Below are 17,998 nucleotides of genomic sequence, written 5' to 3'. Positions count from 1 at the left end.
TATAAATTTATAAAAAAGAATAATTTCAAATCATTGTTTCATAAATAAAATACATCTTTCTATAAGCAAAATTAATAAAAATGATCAATAATGCTACAATGTCCGCTTAACCTTGTATTTTATAAATAACATTTAAATTCAGTTATTTCAGAGTATAGTATGCAAGCTGAAAAATTGTAGGAACACGCTCAGCTATGAATAATCAAATACAAATCGATGAGCAAGCGTTGATCGAAGTAAAAAATTTAAGCTTTAATCGTGGTGATCGTGTTATTTACGACCAAGTCAATTTAAAGATTCGTAAGGGTCAAATTACTGCCATTATGGGGCCTTCAGGGACGGGGAAAACCACGCTTCTTAGACTCATTGGGGGGCAACTTGTACCTGATGCAGGCGAGGTCTTGTTGGATGGTAAAAATATTAGCCAAATGAGTCGTCAGGAATTGTTTAAAGCACGTGCTCGTATGGGGATGCTCTTTCAGAGTGGTGCGCTTTTCACTGATATGACTGTCTATGAAAATGTAGCTTTCCCTATCCGCGCCCATACTCAATTGCCTGAACATTTGATTGCAGAACTGGTCGCTTTAAAACTCGAATCTGTAGGATTACGTGGCGCTGAGCAAATGATGCCTTCTGAGCTTTCAGGGGGGATGAATCGCCGTGTGGCGTTAGCTCGTGCAATTGCACTAGATCCAGATTTGATTATGTACGATGAACCATTTGCTGGTCAGGATCCCATCGTAATGGGGGTTTTAACCCGATTGATTCGTTCTTTACGAGAAGCGTTAGACCTAACGACCATTATCGTGTCTCACGATGTTGCTGAAACATTATCGATCGCAGATTACATTTATGTGGTTGCGGAAGGTAAAGTACAAGGCGAGGGCACACCTGATCAGTTAAAGAATCATAGTTCGCCTTTCGTCCGTCAATTCTTAACAGGTTCGGTCGAAGGTCCTGTGGATTATCAATTTAGTCATCAAGCATATTTAAGTGATGAGGTGCGTACATGAATGCGATAGCCTCACTAGGTAGACGCGTTATAGAACGTGTTCAAGGTATTGGCGTTGCAGCCATTATGCTAGTTCAAATTTTATTTTCGATGCCGACTTGGATTGGAGTCAAACTCTTTATCTATCAAATGTATCGTGTTGGCGTATTATCATTGCTTATCATTGTGGTGTCAGGGCTGTTTATAGGTGCAGTCTTGGGTTTACAGATGTATAGCATTTTGGTCACTTTCGGCAGTGAAGCGATGCTTGGAGCAGCAGTTTCGTTGACCTTGTTGCGTGAACTTGCGCCAGTGGTTGCAGCCCTTCTTTTTGCGGGGCGTGCAGGATCTGCTTTAACCGCCGAAATTGGTTTGATGAAAGCGACTGAGCAATTGTCTAGTATGGAAATGATCGGTGTTGATCCACTTAAACGCATTATTTCACCACGTTTATGGGCGGGTATATTTAGTTTGCCTATGCTTGCCGTAATTTTTGCTGCTGTGGGGATCATGGGCGGAAAAATGGTCGGTGTGGATTTTTTAGGTGCTGATGAAGGTTCGTATTGGAGTGGTATGGAAAGTGCCGTTCAATTTTATAAAGATGTCTTTAATGGCACGATCATCAAAAGCTTTGTATTTGCTTTAATCTGTACGTGGATTGCCGTATATCAGGGGTATTCATGCGAGCCTACATCAGAAGGCATTGCGACAGCAACAACAAGAACGGTAGTGTATTCATCACTATGTGTTTTAGGATTTGATTTTGTTTTGACTGCGGTCATGTTTGGAGGTGTGTAATGAAATCACGTACGAGTGAGCTCGCAGTTGGAATATTCGTGATTCTATTTGGTTGTGCATTATTTTTCTTGGCAATGAAAGTAAGTGGCTTAGCTGGGACAAATTTAAAAGATAGTTATAGCATGACGGCAACTTTTGATAACGTGAATGGTATTAAACCACGTGCTAAAGTTGCACTAAGCGGCGTAAAAGTAGGTGAAGTTGAGTCAATCACATTAGATCCGTTAACACGTCTTGCAACAGTGAAAATTAATTTAGATGGTGAGCTGACATCTTTCAATGATGAACAACTTAAAACTGTGCAAGAAGGTGCTTTAGAAGAGTTGCGTTATAGCAGTGACTATGAAGCTGCGATGCCATCGCAACAAAAAGAAATGGAAAAGCAACTGATCGCTAACATGAACTCCATCACCAATATTGATGAAGATGCTTACATTATGGTAGCGACAAATGGCTTACTGGGCGAGAAGTATCTCAAAATTGTTCCAGGTGGTGGTTTAAATTATTTAAAACGTGGTGATCAAATTGGCAACACACAAAGCACAATGGAAATTGAAGACTTAGTGTCTAAATTTGTGACTGGTGGTGCTGGTGATTCAGCTGCGAAAAAAGATTCAAATGGTTCATCAGATGCAGAAACTGTAGAATTCACAGATGAAACTGCTTCTTTTGTTGAATGATTAAATAGAGGAAAAATAAATGAATACGTTCGTAAAGCAAACACTGACTGTTAGCGTTTTATCGACGATGATTGCGAGTACAGCATTTGCTGCACCTACGGAGACTCCTCCTGCATTTATCAAAAAAGTAGCTGATGGCTTAATTTCACGTTTAAAAGCAGACCAAGCTAAGTTACAAAATAACCCTGCTGCGGTACGCGCAATTGTTCGTCAAAATTTAGATCCATATATTGATTCGCAATCATTTACTCGTATCGTGATGGGAACTTATGCGACGAATCAATATAGTAATGCTGCTCAACGCGCACAGTTTGAGAAGAACTTCCGTGAAACATTGATTGAAAACTATGGCAGTGCTTTCTCTAAGTTTTCTAATCAGACATATACAATTCGTCCGTATAAAGCATCTAACACTAAAAACCCTGTTGTAACGATTGATTTTATTAACAAGGGTGAGAAGATCCCTGTATCGTTCCAATTGGCTGATAAAGGTGATCAGTGGAAGATTCGCAATATCAACGTTTCTGGAATTGACTTAGGTTTGCAATTCCGTAATCAGTTTGCTGCTACTGTGAAGCGTAATGGTGGCGATATCAATAAAGCAATTGCAAACTTTAAGCCTGATGCTGAAGCTGCAGTTGAGAAAAAATAACAGAGAACAATTGTGATTTCACTCAAAGATCAAGAAATTATAGTTTCTGGAAAAATTAGTTTCGACAATGCTGAACAGTATTATCAACAAGGTTTAATGTTGATTCAGCAGGCAAATCAGTTTCCACTTACTGTAAATTTATCAGGTCTTGAACATGGTAGTACTCTGGCGCTAGCTGTTTTAGTGCGTTTATTGCGTCAAGCACCTGGAACATCGAGTTTACAGTTTAAATCTGTGCCAGAAAAAATGATGAAAATCATTCAATCTTGCCATTTAGAAAATGATTTAAAATTGATTTGATTGAAAAATGAAAAAGCACCTTAGGGTGCTTTTTTATCGCTTTAAAATAGTAATTTACTCAACAGAAGGTACTTCATACGTTGTTTAAAAAACACAACATCCAAGCGTGCTCAAATCCATTTTTTCCATCTAAAATAAATCAGTGGTCCAAATAAGAATACTAGGATAATCAGACTGACAACAACAAAGCTCGTCGTTCCTTGAGCAAAGGGCAGTACATCAGTGTTCATACCATAAATACTGGCCACCAACATCGGGGGAGCAAGCATGCTAGGTAAAATCGAGAATCGACGAATCGTATCATTCTGTTCAGTATTAATGAAACCCGAAGTGGTATCCAATAGGAATCGAACCTTTTGGAACAAGAATGCATCATGTTCTACTAATGAGCGAACATCCTCACTGAGTTCTCGAATATCAGCATCATAAATATGACTGCCTAAGGCACGGGGTCTTGCTAAGAAGGTCAGAACGCGGCGTAAGTCAATTAAACAGAGTTGCGCTTTACCCAACATATCTTCTTTTTGAGCAAGACGGGTAATCATATCATCGAGATCAAGAATTTGCTCACGGTGGCGAACATTCAATACTTCTGTAGAGTAGAGTTCTAGATCCTTGTGGATATCTTCTAAGATATCCGCAAGCTCATCGAGTTTAGCTTCGAGTAAACCCAAAAGTATCCAAGTCGGATCTTTATAGTCAATGTCGTAATCATTACGGCGAGCACGTGCTCGAAAGGCACGGAAAGCAACGAGCTTTTCACCACGTAAAGTAAATAGTCGATCTTTATGTAAAATAAATGCAACGGTTTGAACCGTTCCTAGCATATTGGATGACTCTTCAGGGTCACCATCGACTTGGTAGTTTTTATTTTTCGTTAAAAAATACGTACTGATATGTAAAATGCCATCATCATCACGGTAGAATCGTGCAGATGAAGAAATATCTTCTAATGATTTTAGTGTTGGAAGATTTTGTTTATAGGCATCTAAAACCCATTCTTGCTCATCTTGAGAGGGTGCAATTAAATCGATCCAAACCAATTCAGGGTGTAAATCAAACCCACCATTGATCGTTGCATCTTCTAGACTACCGCGCTCTGTGGCATAAAAGGCTTCAAGCATTTTATCTTTTCTCCCTTGCGCAGTTTGTGTGTGAACGATGGGTGTATTTTAGACAAGGATGCCATGAAAAAAAACTGATTCCATCATTAATTAGGTTAAAAAACACAGAACATATCATTTTAATTGTTGTTATAAAAACTTAAGGCTAATTTTAAATGAATTCTATTGCAATATTTTGTGGTTCAACATTAGGTTCCGATCCTGTTTATGCTGATGCAGCAAAGAAAACAGGGAAATATTTAGCGCAACAAGGCAAGACCTTGGTGTATGGTGGCGGTCGTTCAGGATTAATGGGGATTGTTGCGGATAGTGCATTAGAGGCTGGTGGAAAGGTCATTGGCGTGATTCCACAAGGATTGGTGGATCGTGAATTAGCACATCCAAATTTGACTGAACTTCACGTTGTTACCAGTATGCATGAGCGTAAAACGCTGATGGCAGATTTGTCGGATGGTTTTATTGCCTTACCGGGTGGTGCAGGAACAATTGAAGAAATTTTTGAACAATGGACATGGGCGCAACTCGGTATTCATCTTAAACCCTGCGCATTTTTAAACATTAACGGGTTTTATGATGGTCTATTACAATTCATTCAACATACGACAGATCAAGAGTTTACTCGAGCTCGCTTTACCAATGCATTAATCAATTCAACTTCAATCGAGGATATTGTGTCAAAATTCGAGTCTTATCAGGCACCACAACCGAAATGGGGTGTCCAAGATCGAGAAGATTTGGTGAAACTAGATACATGAGCAAAGTCATTACTGTCGCAGCAGCGATTATTTCCAATGAGGATCAGCAGTTGTTGTTGGTTCGAAAAAAGAATACCCAGTTTTTCATGCAGGTTGGTGGGAAGTTAGAGGAGAATGAGCCTTCTGAAGACACGATTCTGCGAGAAATTAAAGAAGAAATTGGCGCTGAGGCAGTAATAGATCAATATATAGGTCGTTTTGAAACCAAAGCTGCAAATGAAGCGGATCATCAGTTGATTAGTTATCTCTATCGAGTTCAGCTTAAACAAGAGCCTCACATTCATGCAGAAATTGCTGAAATGAAATGGATCGATTTAGATGATGATGCTACGCCTTTAGCACCGTTAACTCGAGAAATCGTGATTCCTTGGTGTAGGCAGCATTTTAATGCCGATTAAAACTTAAAGTGACTGTGTCAATATTCTGCGGCTGCAATGCATGCGATCTGAATGTTCTGACAGCCGAGCTTTTCTAGTGCATTGGCCAACGCATTGACTGAACTCCCTGTGGTCACGACATCGTCAATAATCAGGATATTTCTAAACTTTCCTTTTTCTGAACGTATTGGTTTGAATTGAGATTGAATATCCTCGATTCTTTCTACACGTGTTAAGCCTTTCTGTGAGTGTTGTGCTGAACGTTCAATTGGCTGCCAAATGGGTATTTGCAGTTTTTTGGAAAGAATTTTTCCGATGACCATCATTTGATTATAACCACGCTCCTTCAAGCGCTCGTTTGAAATAGGCATAGGTACAATCGCTTGAAAACGTTTCAGTTTAAGTTCTAGCAATGTGTGTGCTAGAAAAGTTTGATAATGAAGTTGTTGTTCATATTTGAATAAGTGAATAATGCGATCTATAGGAAAGCTATAGTCGAAACAAGCATAAATATTTCTTTCATGTCGATGAATGAGTGAAGGGCTTTTCCATGGGAGCATTGTCCAACAGTCATCACATAATCTGTGGGTTTGAGTTGGAGAGAATCCGCATAATTGGCAAGCGCGTCGTGATAATAATGTGTGATAGAGGTTATGAATAGGGCTCAGCATCATGGCTCAAGTTATTTTTATTGTGAGTACCTATGATTATAACTGAGTTCGTTGATTAAGGAACATATTAAACATACGCATATCTAGGTGCTTCTGGTAACCATCGTTTAAGAAGAGCATCCGCTTGATGTGGGTAATCTTTTAAAATTTGAGTCGCGACATAGTGTGCTTGAGTTAACAGATGGTCATCACGTTCCAATTTAGCCACGCGAAAGCCCATGTCTCCAGTTTGTTTCGTTCCTAACAGTTCGCCTGGGCCACGGATTTCCAAATCTTTTTCTGCTATTAAAAAGCCATCATTGGTTTCACGCATAATGCGTAAACGCTCTTGTCCATTCTGCGATAAAGGACTTTTATACAATAATGCGCAAAAACTTGCTTTAGCACCTCGACCCACACGCCCCCTTAATTGATGTAGTTGAGATAGACCCAGTCGCTCCGCATTTTCAATGACCATGATGGATGCATTTGGTACATCCACTCCAACTTCGATCACAGTTGTTGCGATCAGCAGTTGTAATTGATTGTCTTTGAACTGTTGCATGACAGCTTGTTTTTCATCAGCTTTCATTTTGCCATGAACCAAACCAATATTGAGGTGCGGAAAGCGTTCTTTAATCTCCTGATAAGTCGCTTCAGCAGCTTGGGCATCTAACGTCTCTGATTGTTCCACTAATGTACAGACCCAATAAGCCTGCTTACCTTCAGCGCAGTTTGTCGCAATACGCTGCAGGACCTCTTCACGACGATCGAGTGGAATAGTGACTGTTTGGATTGGAGTACGCCCTGGGGGTAACTCATCAATCACAGAAGTATCTAAATCGCCGTACGCTGACATTGCTAACGTACGTGGGATAGGCGTGGCGGTCATTACTAACTGATGTGGTGTCGTATCCTGTGCCCCTTTATTTCGTAATGCTAGACGCTGGTCAACTCCAAACCGATGCTGTTCATCAATGATGACAAGACCCAATTTATGAAACTGGACGTTATCCTGAAATAGTGCATGAGTGCCGACGACCAATTGGGCAGAGCCTTCTCTAATCTGCTGTTCTGCAGCAGCGCGTGCTTTCCCTTTTTGTTTGCCTGATAACCAAGAAACTTGGATGCTGAGTGGTTCGAACCATTTTTTAAAATTTAAATAATGTTGTTCTGCGAGGATTTCAGTCGGTGCCATAAGAGCAACTTGCCATCCCTCTTCGAGTGGATGACATGCCGCAATGCCTGCTACTAGGGTTTTGCCTGCGCCTACATCACCTTGCACCAGTCTGAGCATCGGTTTGTTTTGTTTAAGATCTTTCACAATTTCATTTGAAACACGTTTTTGAGCATTCGTCATTTCAAAGGGAAGTGTGGAGAGAAGTTGTTTAGCAAATGTTCGGCTAGTTGAAAATGCAGGTGCGGAAATCTGTTGAATGTATGCACGACGAGTCAACAAACTAATTTGATGACTGACTAACTCTTCAAAGATGAGACGTTGCTGCGCAGGATGCTGTCCTTCAGCCAGTTGCAACATATTGGCATCGGTGGGAGGGTGATGAATATATTCTAGTGCTTCTTTTAAAGCATACCCATTGGTAAATTTTGCAGGAATCAGTTCTGGTAAATCATGGGCATGTTGTGCTAAAGCTTGTTTAATATATTCGCGCAGTTTAGGTTGAGTGAGTCCTTCCGTTGATGGGTAAATTGCGGTTAGCTGCGTTTTTGGAAGTGGTGTATGATCCGTAATCAATTGAATTTCTGGGTGATACATTTCTAGGCCACGAGCGCCTACTCGGACTTCACCAAACACTCTTAAACGATTTCCAGGCTTTGCGCGATCCATCAATGCTTTATAAATATGATAAAAACGTAAGGTGACTTTTCCAAAATCATCTTGTAATAATATTGCCATGGATTTGCGTTTACCGGGCGGCATATCCATTGATGCGACAGTGCCTTCAAGTAAATAGCTTCGACCTACTTGAAGTTGATTCATGGGCACAATAGTACTGCGATCTTCATAATCTCGAGGCAGATGAAACAAAAGATCATCCGTATTCCAGATATTTAATTTTTCGAGTAAAGCGGCAGCGGCGTTTCCTACACCTTGCAACTGATGGACTGCAGTCATGTCCCCTCAACTTTGCTTAAATTGAATTTATAACACTAGAGAATAGGTCTTACATGCATATTCTATTTATCGGTTATGGTAAAACATCCCAACATGTTGCTAAACAATTATTTCAACAAAGACATCAAATTACCACAGTCAGTTTAAGCAGGAAAGATCAAACAGGTGCTATGCATCTTCAACAAGATATACACCAACTTGATTTATCGACATTGTCGCCTATTGATGCAGTATACGTGTTGATTGCACCCAAAGACCCATCACTAGACGGGTATAAAGCTGCTTTCATAGATGCGATTCCACATATGAGAAATCAGCTGGCATTGCATCCCATCCAAAAGATTATTGTTGTCTCATCAACACGCGTTTACGGACAAGATCAAGGGGAGGAGATTGATGACCAAACAGAGATCAATCCGAAAGATGAGAAAGCATTAGTGTTAGCCACAATGGAGAAACTTTGGCAAGAAGCCTTCCCACAGCAATGTATCATTGTGAGACCCACTGGTATTTATGGCGTATCCGTGAAGAGAATGATGCAGCTTGCTCAAAATACAATGACCTATCCCAATGTGCATTGGTCGAATCGAATTCATATCGAAGATTTAGCGGGTTTTCTTGTCCATTTACTTCACGTGGAACATCCAGAAAAAACTTATATTTGTAGTAATAATCAACCCATTCCATTACATGAAATTATTCTGTGGTTCCAAAAGCAGTTAAACATCCCTCCATTAAAATTATTGAGTGAGGCACAGCATGGAAAGAAAGTTTATGCCTCTCGAATGTTAAGCACTGGTTTTAAATTGAAACATAATCAATTTTTTAAGGATTATCGAGAACTCATTTAGGCATAAAAAAACCCTCGCTGGGGAGGGTTTTAGATACTATTTTTTCTTGCGTTTTAAGCGTTTTTTGGCTTGTTGATCAGCAACTGCATCCAAAGCTTCTTTGAGCTCTTCATCGTTAAATGAAGTGATATGTTGCAACATTTGTAAGGTTACATCATCTAGTACCAAGTTGGCATATTGAGCAACCTCTTTGAATTGTGCATCAAAGACTATTGCGCCTTCTTCGTTATTACTGATATAGCCTTGTTGAGTCAGAACTTTGATAAAACTTTGGAAGAGCGCTTTATCAAAGAATTCAGGTGAGTTGAACTCATAAAGTACAGATAAACGCTGACCTAATAGATGGCTTAAATCTTCGACCTGCTTGGTCGTAATATTTCCAGAGCCACGTTGAGTAATTAGGGCAAGTGTCATGTAGTAGCGTTCAATACTTTGCTTCACTGGAGCAGCAAGCACGACTAACTGATTGTGTTGTTCAGAGTTAGGTGCAGGGCTACATAAATTTCCATGTTCATCAATCGTAATCAACTGTGCTTCTACCAGACCTTGAACATAGTTACAGATCTGTTCTTTAAGCTCATCCGTATTCCACTTAAGGAAAAGTTCAGCTTTCAAGAATGGATAAAGTGTACGAATGACATTAATCAAATCGCCCTGTGAAATTTTACCATTGTGCTCGACCATCGCAGCAATCAGTGATGGCAAGACATAAGCATGCAAAATATTATTGCGGAAATATGTCAGTAATACTGCTTGACCATCTTCAATCGCAATGATGTCGCCAAGGACATGTTTTACACGCTTAATCAACTTGAGTTTTAAACCATAAGCAATGATTTCTTTACCAGACAGTGGTGTGATTTGAACTCGATGATCATAAGGTAACGCTGTTAGAAGATTGCGATAGGTATCTAACTGTTTAATACAAATCTCTTCATCAAGCGTGTGCTTGGAAGTCGATAGAAGAATAAGTGACAATAACGAAACTGGGTTGATAACAGCAGCACGGTTAATATTTTCAAGAATTGCATTTGCTGAGGTGTTGACTGCATCAGAAACTTCTTGAGGAATCGGGTCATCATTCTTCTCAATTTTGATATGTTCAGCACCATGCTGTTTCAAAATCTCATCAAGGAAGACGGGTTCACCAAAGTTTACGTGTACTTTACCGAAGATGCGTTCGATCTTTCTTAAGGTTTGTAAAATACCAAAGATAGATTCGGCCTCTTTAGGCTTACCATTCATTTCACCGACGTAAGTTGCACCTTCCATCAGGCGTTCATAACCAAAATAGGTCGGGACAAATACAATAGGTTTAGCACGACCACGCAAATGACTATGCACAGTCATTGCCAACATACCTGTTTTCGGCGGTAATAAACGTCCAGTACGTGAACGTCCACCTTCAATAAAGTATTCTAATGGCGTGTTGCGCGATAGGATACTGTATAGATATTCTTTGAATACAGTGGTGTATAACGCATTTCCACGGAAGGTTCGACGTATAAAAAATGCACCGCCACCACGTAAAAGCTGACCAACGAATGGCATATTCAGGTTATCACCTGCAGCAATGTACGGTACCATCATTCCACGCTTATAAATCACATAAGAGAGTAATAGGTAGTCAATATGGCTACGATGACAAGGTGTATAAATAATTTCGTAGTCTTTCGCTAATTCACGAACTGTATTGAAATTATGTACTTCTACGCCGTCATAGAGTTGAGTCCAAAGACGCGTCAGGGCTTGTTCTGCAAAACGTACGGTTGCATGAGAATAGTCTGATGCAATTTCATTCACGTAGCCGATCGCACGGCGCTCAGCTTCAATCAAACTGATTTTAGAGCGAATACTTTCTTTGCGAATTCCGTCCTGAACATCTTGAGATTTAATCAATGATTGCATCACGTTTCGACGATCTGATAAATCTGGACCTAATACAACTTCACGCTGACGATCTAGATAATCATTGAGTTGATTGACGATATATGTTGCAGGAGACAAGTTTGGATGTGTTACACGTGCGTAATCTACCAATTCGCGCAGTGATTTTGGTTCATGAAATTCAAGAAAAGATTGGCGACCATGTAAACCAATATTCATCAGTTGTTTAACAGTACTTGGCGTTGCCCAAGTGTCCGTAAATAGCAATTTAAATAATGAATCTTCTTTGTCCGGTGAGCGGCCCCACAATACAGTCACAGGTATAAGTTCAATGTCAGTATCTGGATGCTTATCCAATATCTCGATCAATCTGAGGAGACGAGGTGGAAATGCATGGGGTGGCGGATTAAGTAAGTTTGTTTCATCTTGGTGTTGTAAAAATAATACAGCAGCTTTCTCTTTATGGTCCCCGATCATGAGTGGGTCAAGTGCTGGCGCGAGATTTAATCGACGAGTTTCGCCGTCAACCACTAACGCATTACTACGCGAGTAATTTTGTAATACATAGCACACCACTTTTTTGTGAGTCGTGTTATTTTCAGTGGGTGGTGTTGAAGGTTGGGTTTCAGTAGGAACCTCTCCAAGAACATGCGGTGTTACTACGAGGTCAAGCAACTTACTGGAAAGTCGACGATACATTTGACCAAAGCCATTCTTGGACATACATACTCCTAGCCAAAGACGAATTTCGCATGACGCGAATGAAGGCAATTATTTTCTTAAATCTGTGATCAAAACAATATGTCATTTTCTAACAAAATGCACAGAATTTGGATGAATTTTCGTTAATAATCGTATTTTTAGCCAAAATATCAAATTTGTTTTATGACAATATAGTCAAGCAAAGTTTAGTTGTTTACTCGGAAATTATGGCAATATAGAGATTGAGTCATTAAATTGGAAAATCTGTTTAAATTCAACAGGCCCAATTTAATGTCGTAGCAATGAAATATATAGGTCCGATATGAATCAGCTCACGCAAGAACTCGTAGATTTACTCACGCTAGAAAGACTTGAAGAAAACATTTTTAGAGGCAAAAGCCAAAATTTGGTTGGCAAACGTGTCTTTGGTGGGCAAGTTCTAGGTCAAGCGTTACGTGCTGCTTCATATACAACAGATCGCCCTGCACACTCATTGCATGCATATTTCTTATTTGGTGGAGACGTTAATGCACCCATTATTTATGAAGTAGATCGAATCCGAGATGGGCGTAGTTTTGTGAGTCGCCAAGTTCGTGCGATTCAACATGGCAAGACGATATTCATGTGTATGGTATCTTTTGCAGACCAAGAAGAGGGTCTCAATTATCAAGTTGCTGAACCCGAATACCCACCAGTAGATGGGTTAAAATCTGAAGCTGAACTCAAGAAAATGATTGTGGATTTTGTACCAGAGAATGTGCGTGCCAGCTTTATGCGTGATCGTCATGTTGAAATTAAGCCTGTAATGCCAGTCAATCCATTCCAACCACAACCTGAGGCGCCGTCTTACGCGCACTATATTCGTACACATGATCGTTTGGCTGATGATGTAGATGAAAACGCATTACATCAGGCGATCGCTGCTTTTTATTCAGACTTTACTTTGATGACAACCGCGCTACGACCACATGGACTCAGTTATATTTCACCGAGTTTACAGTGTGCCAGCATTGACCATACCATGTACTTTCATAAACCATTTCGTGTAGATGATTGGATGCTCTATGACATGGAGGCAACGATTAGTGCAAGTTCAAGAGGATTGAACTTTGGACGAATGTGGCAAAATGGACAATTGGTCTGTAGTACAGTACAAGAAGGTCTAATTAGAATTCGTGAAATCGAAACGCAATAAGATAATTGATCTATGCTTCAAGCCAAATCTTCAGATTTGGCTTTTTTACTTCATATTTGTATTTATAAATTATTCGTTTCGGTTGCAAAGCTAACAAGAAAAAATGATCGATTCTTGAAGTCGCTCATGGCATAGTGCGACTAATAAATCAAAATGAAAAGCACAGGACATGAGTCTAAATACGCAAATTTTAATTGCTGCAATTTTAGGTGTGGCTTTTGGCTTCTTGTTAAATGTATTCCCTGATACAGCATTTTTTAACGGAAGTTTATATGGCTTAGGGATTGCCAGTAGTATTTTTATTGGTCTACTTAAACTATTACTGATTCCTCTAATTTTTAGTTCTATTGTTGTCGGAGTTTCCAATCTGCAGACTGGTGGCCAACTTGGTAGAACTTGGAAAATTACCCTTGCTTGTTGTGTCACAACCACAACGTTGGCGCTGATTTTAGGGCTTGCGTGTGCGCATCTTTTCGAGGTCGGGAAGGGTGTAGACATCACTATTTTTCAAGAGACCATGAATCAGCATCAGACGCCTGATACTTTGACTCCCTCGAGTTTTTTTACCAACTTTATCCAAAATACACTAATAAACCCGTTTAAAGCATTTGCTGAAGGTAATGTGTTAGCCGTTGTCGTTTTTGCACTTTTAATTGGGGTGGCTCTCGTTAAAGGTGGTGAAAAATTTAAAACAGTGAAAGCGTTGAGTCAGCAATTTTTTGAAATCATGATGTTGATGATTGGTTGGGTGATGAAGCTCGCACCAATAGGGATTTTTGCATTACTGGCAAAGTTAATCGCGACGGAGGACCTATCCGTTCTGAGTCGATTAGCAGAATTCGCAGCAGTAGTCACGGGAACAACCATCTTTCATGGCCTTGTTGTTTTGCCTTTGTTGCTCTGGATTTTCGGGAGAATGAATCCAATTACATTTTTTAAGGGAACACGAGCAGCCTTGATTACGGCGTTTGCTACCAGCTCAAGTTCCGCAACCATGCCGCTATCAATGAAGTGTGCTCAGGAAAATTTAGGAGTAAGACCCCAGACTGCAGGATTTGTGATCCCGCTCGGGACACAGTTGAATATGGATGGGACGGCATTGTATGAGGCTGCGGCGGCGCTGTTTATTGCGAATTTAATGGGGCTTGACTTAACGTTAGGACAACAATTGATTGTGTGTGCGACAGCAATGATTGCATCTTTAGGGGCACCAGGTATACCTAGCGCAGGTATGGTTACCATGATTATGGTTTTACAATCAGTTGGACTCCCAGCAGAAGCAATCGCGATATTATTGCCGATTGACCGTTTGTTAGATACCGTTAGAACAGTGGTTAATGTGCAGGGGGATATGATGATTAGTGTTGTTGTAGATCGTTACATGAATCCTGATCATGAACCCATTGAAAAAAATACAGCTTAAAAGATTGGATCAGATATAAAAAAGCAGGGATCACCCTGCTTTTTTATTAAATACATTATGCAACTTTCAGTGCTGCGCGTTCTGCTGCTGGTGATTGATTCAGATAGTTAATCGCATCTTCAGTTTTTGCTTCATGAACAGGGTCATACCAAGGCATTAAATAGCCGAGTTGTTGAGAAACAAGCCAGAATGGGTGTGGGAGTAAACCATTGTCTTTTTGGGCAATTCGTGCCCATTCACGCCAAATCCAAGGTTTGTAAACAGCTGGTTTAATTGATTCAAAGCGAGGGTCTTGACCCATAATATGAGCAGCACCATCAACCCATAAACCTAATACAGCAGCAATCACAACTACACTTTGATAATAACGAGAAATATAACCACCGCCGAGATGACGATATAAGTCAAATGCAACGGTACGGTGTTCAATTTCCTCAGCACCATGCCATTTTACGAGATCGAGCATATTGGCATCAGCGCCCAATTCACCCCATTTTTTGTTGTACAAGGCATATTTGCCGAGGACACAAGTCATATGTTCAACAGTAGCAATAATACCTAATCTGAATAAATCCCACTGATGATCTAAGGCTTTTGGGATGTTTAGACCTAAAGGTTTATCCGCTAAAAGTTTTCCAAAAAGAAAGTCCATGATATCGAGGTTACGTTGAATATCGATATGACGTGCGCTGAGATATTCTTTATTTGCTGAATTATGTGCTTGAGCGTGCATCGCTTCTTGGCGAATAAAAGCTTTCACATCTTCTGCAAGTTTTTCATCAGTAATTTTGGGCAAAACTTTGTTGTACAGACGACAAAACCAAAATTCGCCTGCTGGTAAGATATTATTGATTTCATTGATAAAATAACTAACGAAAGGCTGATTTGGAACCCAATCTACTGGTGTATCCGCCCACTCAAATTTAACTTTACGAGGTTTGATGTGATACTCAATAGAAGATCCAATCTTACTATTTCTTAATCGAGACAATAATTTCATCACACTTTCCTGAATTTTTGTTGTGATTATCATTTTTCAGTATAAAAAAATGCCCTCAAATAACCTTAGCATTTGAGGACATTGATATATCAATTAGTGAATGTAATGATTTAACCATTCGGTAGGGTAGATACTATTCGGCTTTGTTGGATTTTAGTTCGGTTGTTTCGCTTGGTGATTCATCATCTTCTTGAATAACATGTTCAAAATCTTCATCGATGTCTGATTCACTTACTTCAGGAATTGCACTTAGATCAAATCCGTTAGGCTGCTCAAGCGTAAAATTTAAACGACCAGCAATAACGCTTGCGAGTTCTTCAAGACCTTGCTTATTGAGGGATGAGAACAATTGGATAGAGAAGTTAAGCTTCATTTTCTTTAATTGAGCTTTGACTTCTTGCAATGCTTTGGAAGCTGGACCACGATTTAACTTATCTGATTTTGTTAATAAAACATGGACAAATAATTTACGTGAATAAGCCCATTCTAACATCATGACATCGAAATGTTGTAAAGGGTGTCGTATGTCCATTAACAATACAAGCCCTTGTAAACTTTCACGATGAATGAGGTAGTTTTCAAGCTCTTTTTGCCAAACGATTTTCATGCTTTCAGGTACAGCAGCATAGCCATATCCAGGAAGGTCAACTAATCTTTGTTCGGCATTGCCCATGCTAAAAAAGTTAATCATTTGTGTGCGACCAGGTTTTTTAGACGCACGTGCAAGTTGTTTTTGATTAGTTAATGCATTAATCGCACTCGATTTACCAGCATTCGAACGACCTGCAAAAGCAATCTCATAACCTGTGTCATCGACACATAAATTCAGTTTTGGTGCACTCATTAAGAATTCGGCTTTGCGCAACCAGTTGAGCGCTTGAACCGAATATTCAGTAATCGCTGGATCGGCTTTTTTCTCATAGCTGATCTTTTGCTTTGGGGCATTTGACGCCTTACTGTTTTTCGACTTTCCTCTGCTGTGATGCATAGCTCAACTTCAATAACTCAATTTACAATCAGCTATTATAAAGGAAGTCGCGCATGCAAGCGAATACTCAATCGAATTGAGTCAATCTATGGTGTAACTTGAATGAAAGGAATGGGTGAATCTGAATTGAATTTTATACCTGAGGTGGGTATAACATCCTTCAGTTTAAATTGATCTAAATGCTGATAAAACTGTTGGACTGCATGATCTAAAATGCCTTTCAAGCCACAGTCACTTCTTAATACGCATGGCGGGTTATGACACTCTACAATTTGCTGATCGCCTTGAAGTGTTCTCACTAAAGTCCCTAATGAGATATTCAGAGTTTGAGGGGCTAGACGTATACCGCCACCTTTGCCTCGACTGGTCATTAGCCAATTTTGTTTTGCCATAAAGTGAACGATTTTCATGGCATGGTTTTCTGAGACCTGCAATTGGTTTGCCAGTTCTGCAATGGTATAAGGCAAGTCGCGAGGTTGTGCGACATACATCAATATACGCAGCGCATAGTCGGTAAATTTATTCAGTTGCATAGATCATCATAAAAGATAGCTTATTTCCATCTTAACATTGAAAGCCCCGTGAACGGAGCTTTCAATGATCTCTTAAAATCTTATTTCGGTTAAAGATTTAGATGAATTAATTTTTTAGTGGTGCAGATACCTCAACCACATCACCTACTTGATAGTGGTTTAATAAGATATTTGCCACAGAATATTCAGTTGCTTCATCTACCGCTTTTACTGTGATTTGATACTGGTCAGCTTGTGCAGCATCAAAGCTAAATTGTTGTGGTTGGCGCATCTCTTGCCCCGGTACTTGGACTCGCACCGAAATATATTCACCTGCTTCAGCCGTCGCAATGGTGTGACCGTCTTTGGCAGCTAAACTGAAGGTTTTGGTGTTAGCTTCAGCTTCAATCGCTGTAATTTTAAATTCACGCCAGCCAGCCCAACCGCCATTTTGTGCAGTCAAAGCTTCATATTTTGATTTTTCAACACCAATTAAAATGTCTGCCAATTGCATATACGCGGCTTTCCAAGCAGCAATCAGATCAGAGTCCATTGGCACATCTAATACTTCGCTGATTGAATGCAGAAGGTTTTCACCCACAATCGAGTATTGATCCGCTTGAATGTCTAAACTTACGTGTTTAGTGGTAATTCGCTCAATCGCTTTTGCCAAAACTGTAGGATTTTCAATATTTTCAGCATATGCCAAAACAGCAGCAGCTAAAGCACGTGGCTGACGACCAGTACTTTGATGATCCATGTTAAATGTATTTTTTAACTCGGGGTTGTTGTTCAGCATGCGATTATAGAAATAGGTCGTAAGGGCAACACCATTCTCACGCAGAACGGGAACAGTCGCTTTTACAAGTTCAATATGTTGTGGCGTCATGAGCTTCAACTTTGGCTTTATTAAAAGATATATTTAAAATACATCTTTTAGGGTCGAGCTGCAATATGACTTGCATAGAAAACCTTAAAA

At 39.9% G+C, this 17,998-nt stretch carries 18 protein-coding genes; 10 read left to right on the top strand and 8 right to left on the bottom strand.

The genetic code is table 11. The features are described from left to right. Positions 1-194: 194 nt before the first annotated feature. Genes BMW42_RS11995 through BMW42_RS11975 form a run of 5 tightly spaced genes read left to right on the top strand, consistent with a single transcriptional unit; the run spans position 195 to position 3,421 of the window. Positions 195-1,013 carry an ABC transporter ATP-binding protein gene (locus BMW42_RS11995; protein ID WP_035265033.1) on the top strand — a complete coding sequence of 273 codons (819 nt, stop codon included), beginning with the start codon at positions 195-197 and terminating at the stop codon, positions 1,011-1,013. Continuing rightward, positions 1,010-1,789 (top strand): lipid asymmetry maintenance ABC transporter permease subunit MlaE, encoded by a 780-nt coding sequence (gene mlaE / locus BMW42_RS11990; protein ID WP_035265034.1) that lies wholly within the window; start codon positions 1,010-1,012, stop codon positions 1,787-1,789. The genes BMW42_RS11995 and mlaE overlap by 4 nt, the downstream gene beginning before the upstream one ends. Next, positions 1,789-2,469, top strand: a complete 681-nt coding sequence (locus BMW42_RS11985) for an outer membrane lipid asymmetry maintenance protein MlaD (protein ID WP_092768112.1) — start codon at positions 1,789-1,791, stop codon at positions 2,467-2,469. Before mlaE ends, BMW42_RS11985 begins: the two co-directional genes overlap by 1 nt. A gap of 19 nt (positions 2,470-2,488) precedes the next feature. Then, positions 2,489-3,121, top strand: coding sequence for an MlaC/ttg2D family ABC transporter substrate-binding protein (locus tag BMW42_RS11980; RefSeq protein ID WP_035265038.1), 633 nt, complete (start codon positions 2,489-2,491; stop codon positions 3,119-3,121). A 12-nt stretch (positions 3,122-3,133) separates the two neighbouring features. Continuing rightward, a complete protein-coding gene (locus BMW42_RS11975) occupies positions 3,134-3,421 on the top strand; it encodes an STAS domain-containing protein (RefSeq protein ID WP_092768110.1) in 288 nt (95 codons plus the stop codon). 110 nt (positions 3,422-3,531) lie between these two features. Here the strand turns inward: BMW42_RS11975 and BMW42_RS11970 are convergent, their stop codons facing one another. Then, a complete protein-coding gene (locus BMW42_RS11970) occupies positions 3,532-4,545 on the bottom strand; it encodes a CorA family divalent cation transporter (protein WP_035265042.1) in 1,014 nt (337 codons plus the stop codon). 155 nt (positions 4,546-4,700) lie between these two features. Between BMW42_RS11970 and BMW42_RS11965 the strand changes: the two genes are divergently transcribed. Together BMW42_RS11965 and BMW42_RS11960 are read left to right on the top strand one after the other, a co-directional pair. After that, the gene (locus BMW42_RS11965; RefSeq protein ID WP_092768108.1) at positions 4,701-5,300 is read left to right on the top strand and encodes an LOG family protein; all 600 of its coding nucleotides are present in this window, start codon (positions 4,701-4,703) and stop codon (positions 5,298-5,300) included. Beyond that, a complete protein-coding gene (locus BMW42_RS11960) occupies positions 5,297-5,698 on the top strand; it encodes an NUDIX hydrolase (RefSeq protein WP_092768106.1) in 402 nt (133 codons plus the stop codon). The genes BMW42_RS11965 and BMW42_RS11960 overlap by 4 nt, the downstream gene beginning before the upstream one ends. Before the next feature lie 17 nt (positions 5,699-5,715). Here BMW42_RS11960 and BMW42_RS11955 read toward each other — a convergent pair whose 3' ends face one another. Together BMW42_RS11955 and recG are read right to left on the bottom strand one after the other, a co-directional pair. Further along, positions 5,716-6,348, bottom strand: coding sequence for a ComF family protein (locus BMW42_RS11955; protein ID WP_092768104.1), 633 nt, complete (start codon positions 6,346-6,348; stop codon positions 5,716-5,718). Between the two features lie 67 nt (positions 6,349-6,415). Next, positions 6,416-8,461 (bottom strand): ATP-dependent DNA helicase RecG, encoded by a 2,046-nt coding sequence (gene recG, locus BMW42_RS11950; RefSeq protein WP_092768102.1) that lies wholly within the window; start codon positions 8,459-8,461, stop codon positions 6,416-6,418. A gap of 53 nt (positions 8,462-8,514) precedes the next feature. Between recG and BMW42_RS11945 the strand changes: the two genes are divergently transcribed. Continuing rightward, positions 8,515-9,312 carry an NAD(P)-dependent oxidoreductase gene (locus BMW42_RS11945; protein WP_092768100.1) on the top strand — a complete coding sequence of 266 codons (798 nt, stop codon included), beginning with the start codon at positions 8,515-8,517 and terminating at the stop codon, positions 9,310-9,312. 36 nt (positions 9,313-9,348) lie between these two features. On the opposite strand, the gene plsB is transcribed toward BMW42_RS11945, so the two are convergent. Then, positions 9,349-11,922, bottom strand: coding sequence for a glycerol-3-phosphate 1-O-acyltransferase PlsB (gene plsB, locus BMW42_RS11940; protein WP_035265057.1), 2,574 nt, complete (start codon positions 11,920-11,922; stop codon positions 9,349-9,351). A gap of 301 nt (positions 11,923-12,223) precedes the next feature. Between plsB and BMW42_RS11935 the strand changes: the two genes are divergently transcribed. Then, the gene (locus BMW42_RS11935) at positions 12,224-13,096 is read left to right on the top strand and encodes an acyl-CoA thioesterase (protein ID WP_035265059.1); all 873 of its coding nucleotides are present in this window, start codon (positions 12,224-12,226) and stop codon (positions 13,094-13,096) included. A 169-nt stretch (positions 13,097-13,265) separates the two neighbouring features. After that, positions 13,266-14,519 (top strand): dicarboxylate/amino acid:cation symporter, encoded by a 1,254-nt coding sequence (locus BMW42_RS11930; protein ID WP_092768098.1) that lies wholly within the window; start codon positions 13,266-13,268, stop codon positions 14,517-14,519. Between the two features lie 55 nt (positions 14,520-14,574). Here BMW42_RS11930 and BMW42_RS11925 read toward each other — a convergent pair whose 3' ends face one another. The 4 genes from BMW42_RS11925 to BMW42_RS11910 form a co-directional block, all read right to left on the bottom strand. Then, complete coding sequence (locus BMW42_RS11925) at positions 14,575-15,519, bottom strand: metal-dependent hydrolase (protein ID WP_092768096.1); 945 nt, start codon at positions 15,517-15,519, stop codon at positions 14,575-14,577. Between the two features lie 133 nt (positions 15,520-15,652). After that, positions 15,653-16,507: a ribosome biogenesis GTP-binding protein YihA/YsxC gene (gene yihA / locus BMW42_RS11920; RefSeq protein WP_092768094.1), complete on the bottom strand. Its 855-nt coding sequence runs from the start codon at positions 16,505-16,507 to the stop codon at positions 15,653-15,655. Positions 16,508-16,593: 86 nt separating this feature from the next. After that, entirely contained in the window at positions 16,594-17,040 is a 447-nt protein-coding gene (locus BMW42_RS11915; RefSeq protein WP_035265081.1) for an RrF2 family transcriptional regulator, read from the bottom strand. A 106-nt stretch (positions 17,041-17,146) separates the two neighbouring features. Next, on the bottom strand, positions 17,147-17,908 hold the full coding sequence (locus BMW42_RS11910; protein ID WP_092768092.1) for a globin domain-containing protein: 762 nt from the start codon (positions 17,906-17,908) through the stop codon (positions 17,147-17,149). Positions 17,909-17,998 lie beyond the last annotated feature (90 nt).

Source organism: Acinetobacter sp. DSM 11652, assembly GCF_900109815.1.
Lineage (GTDB): Bacteria > Pseudomonadota > Gammaproteobacteria > Pseudomonadales > Moraxellaceae > Acinetobacter.
Note: the sequence above shows the minus strand (reverse complement) of the source record. Positions and strands in the feature narration are given on the sequence as shown.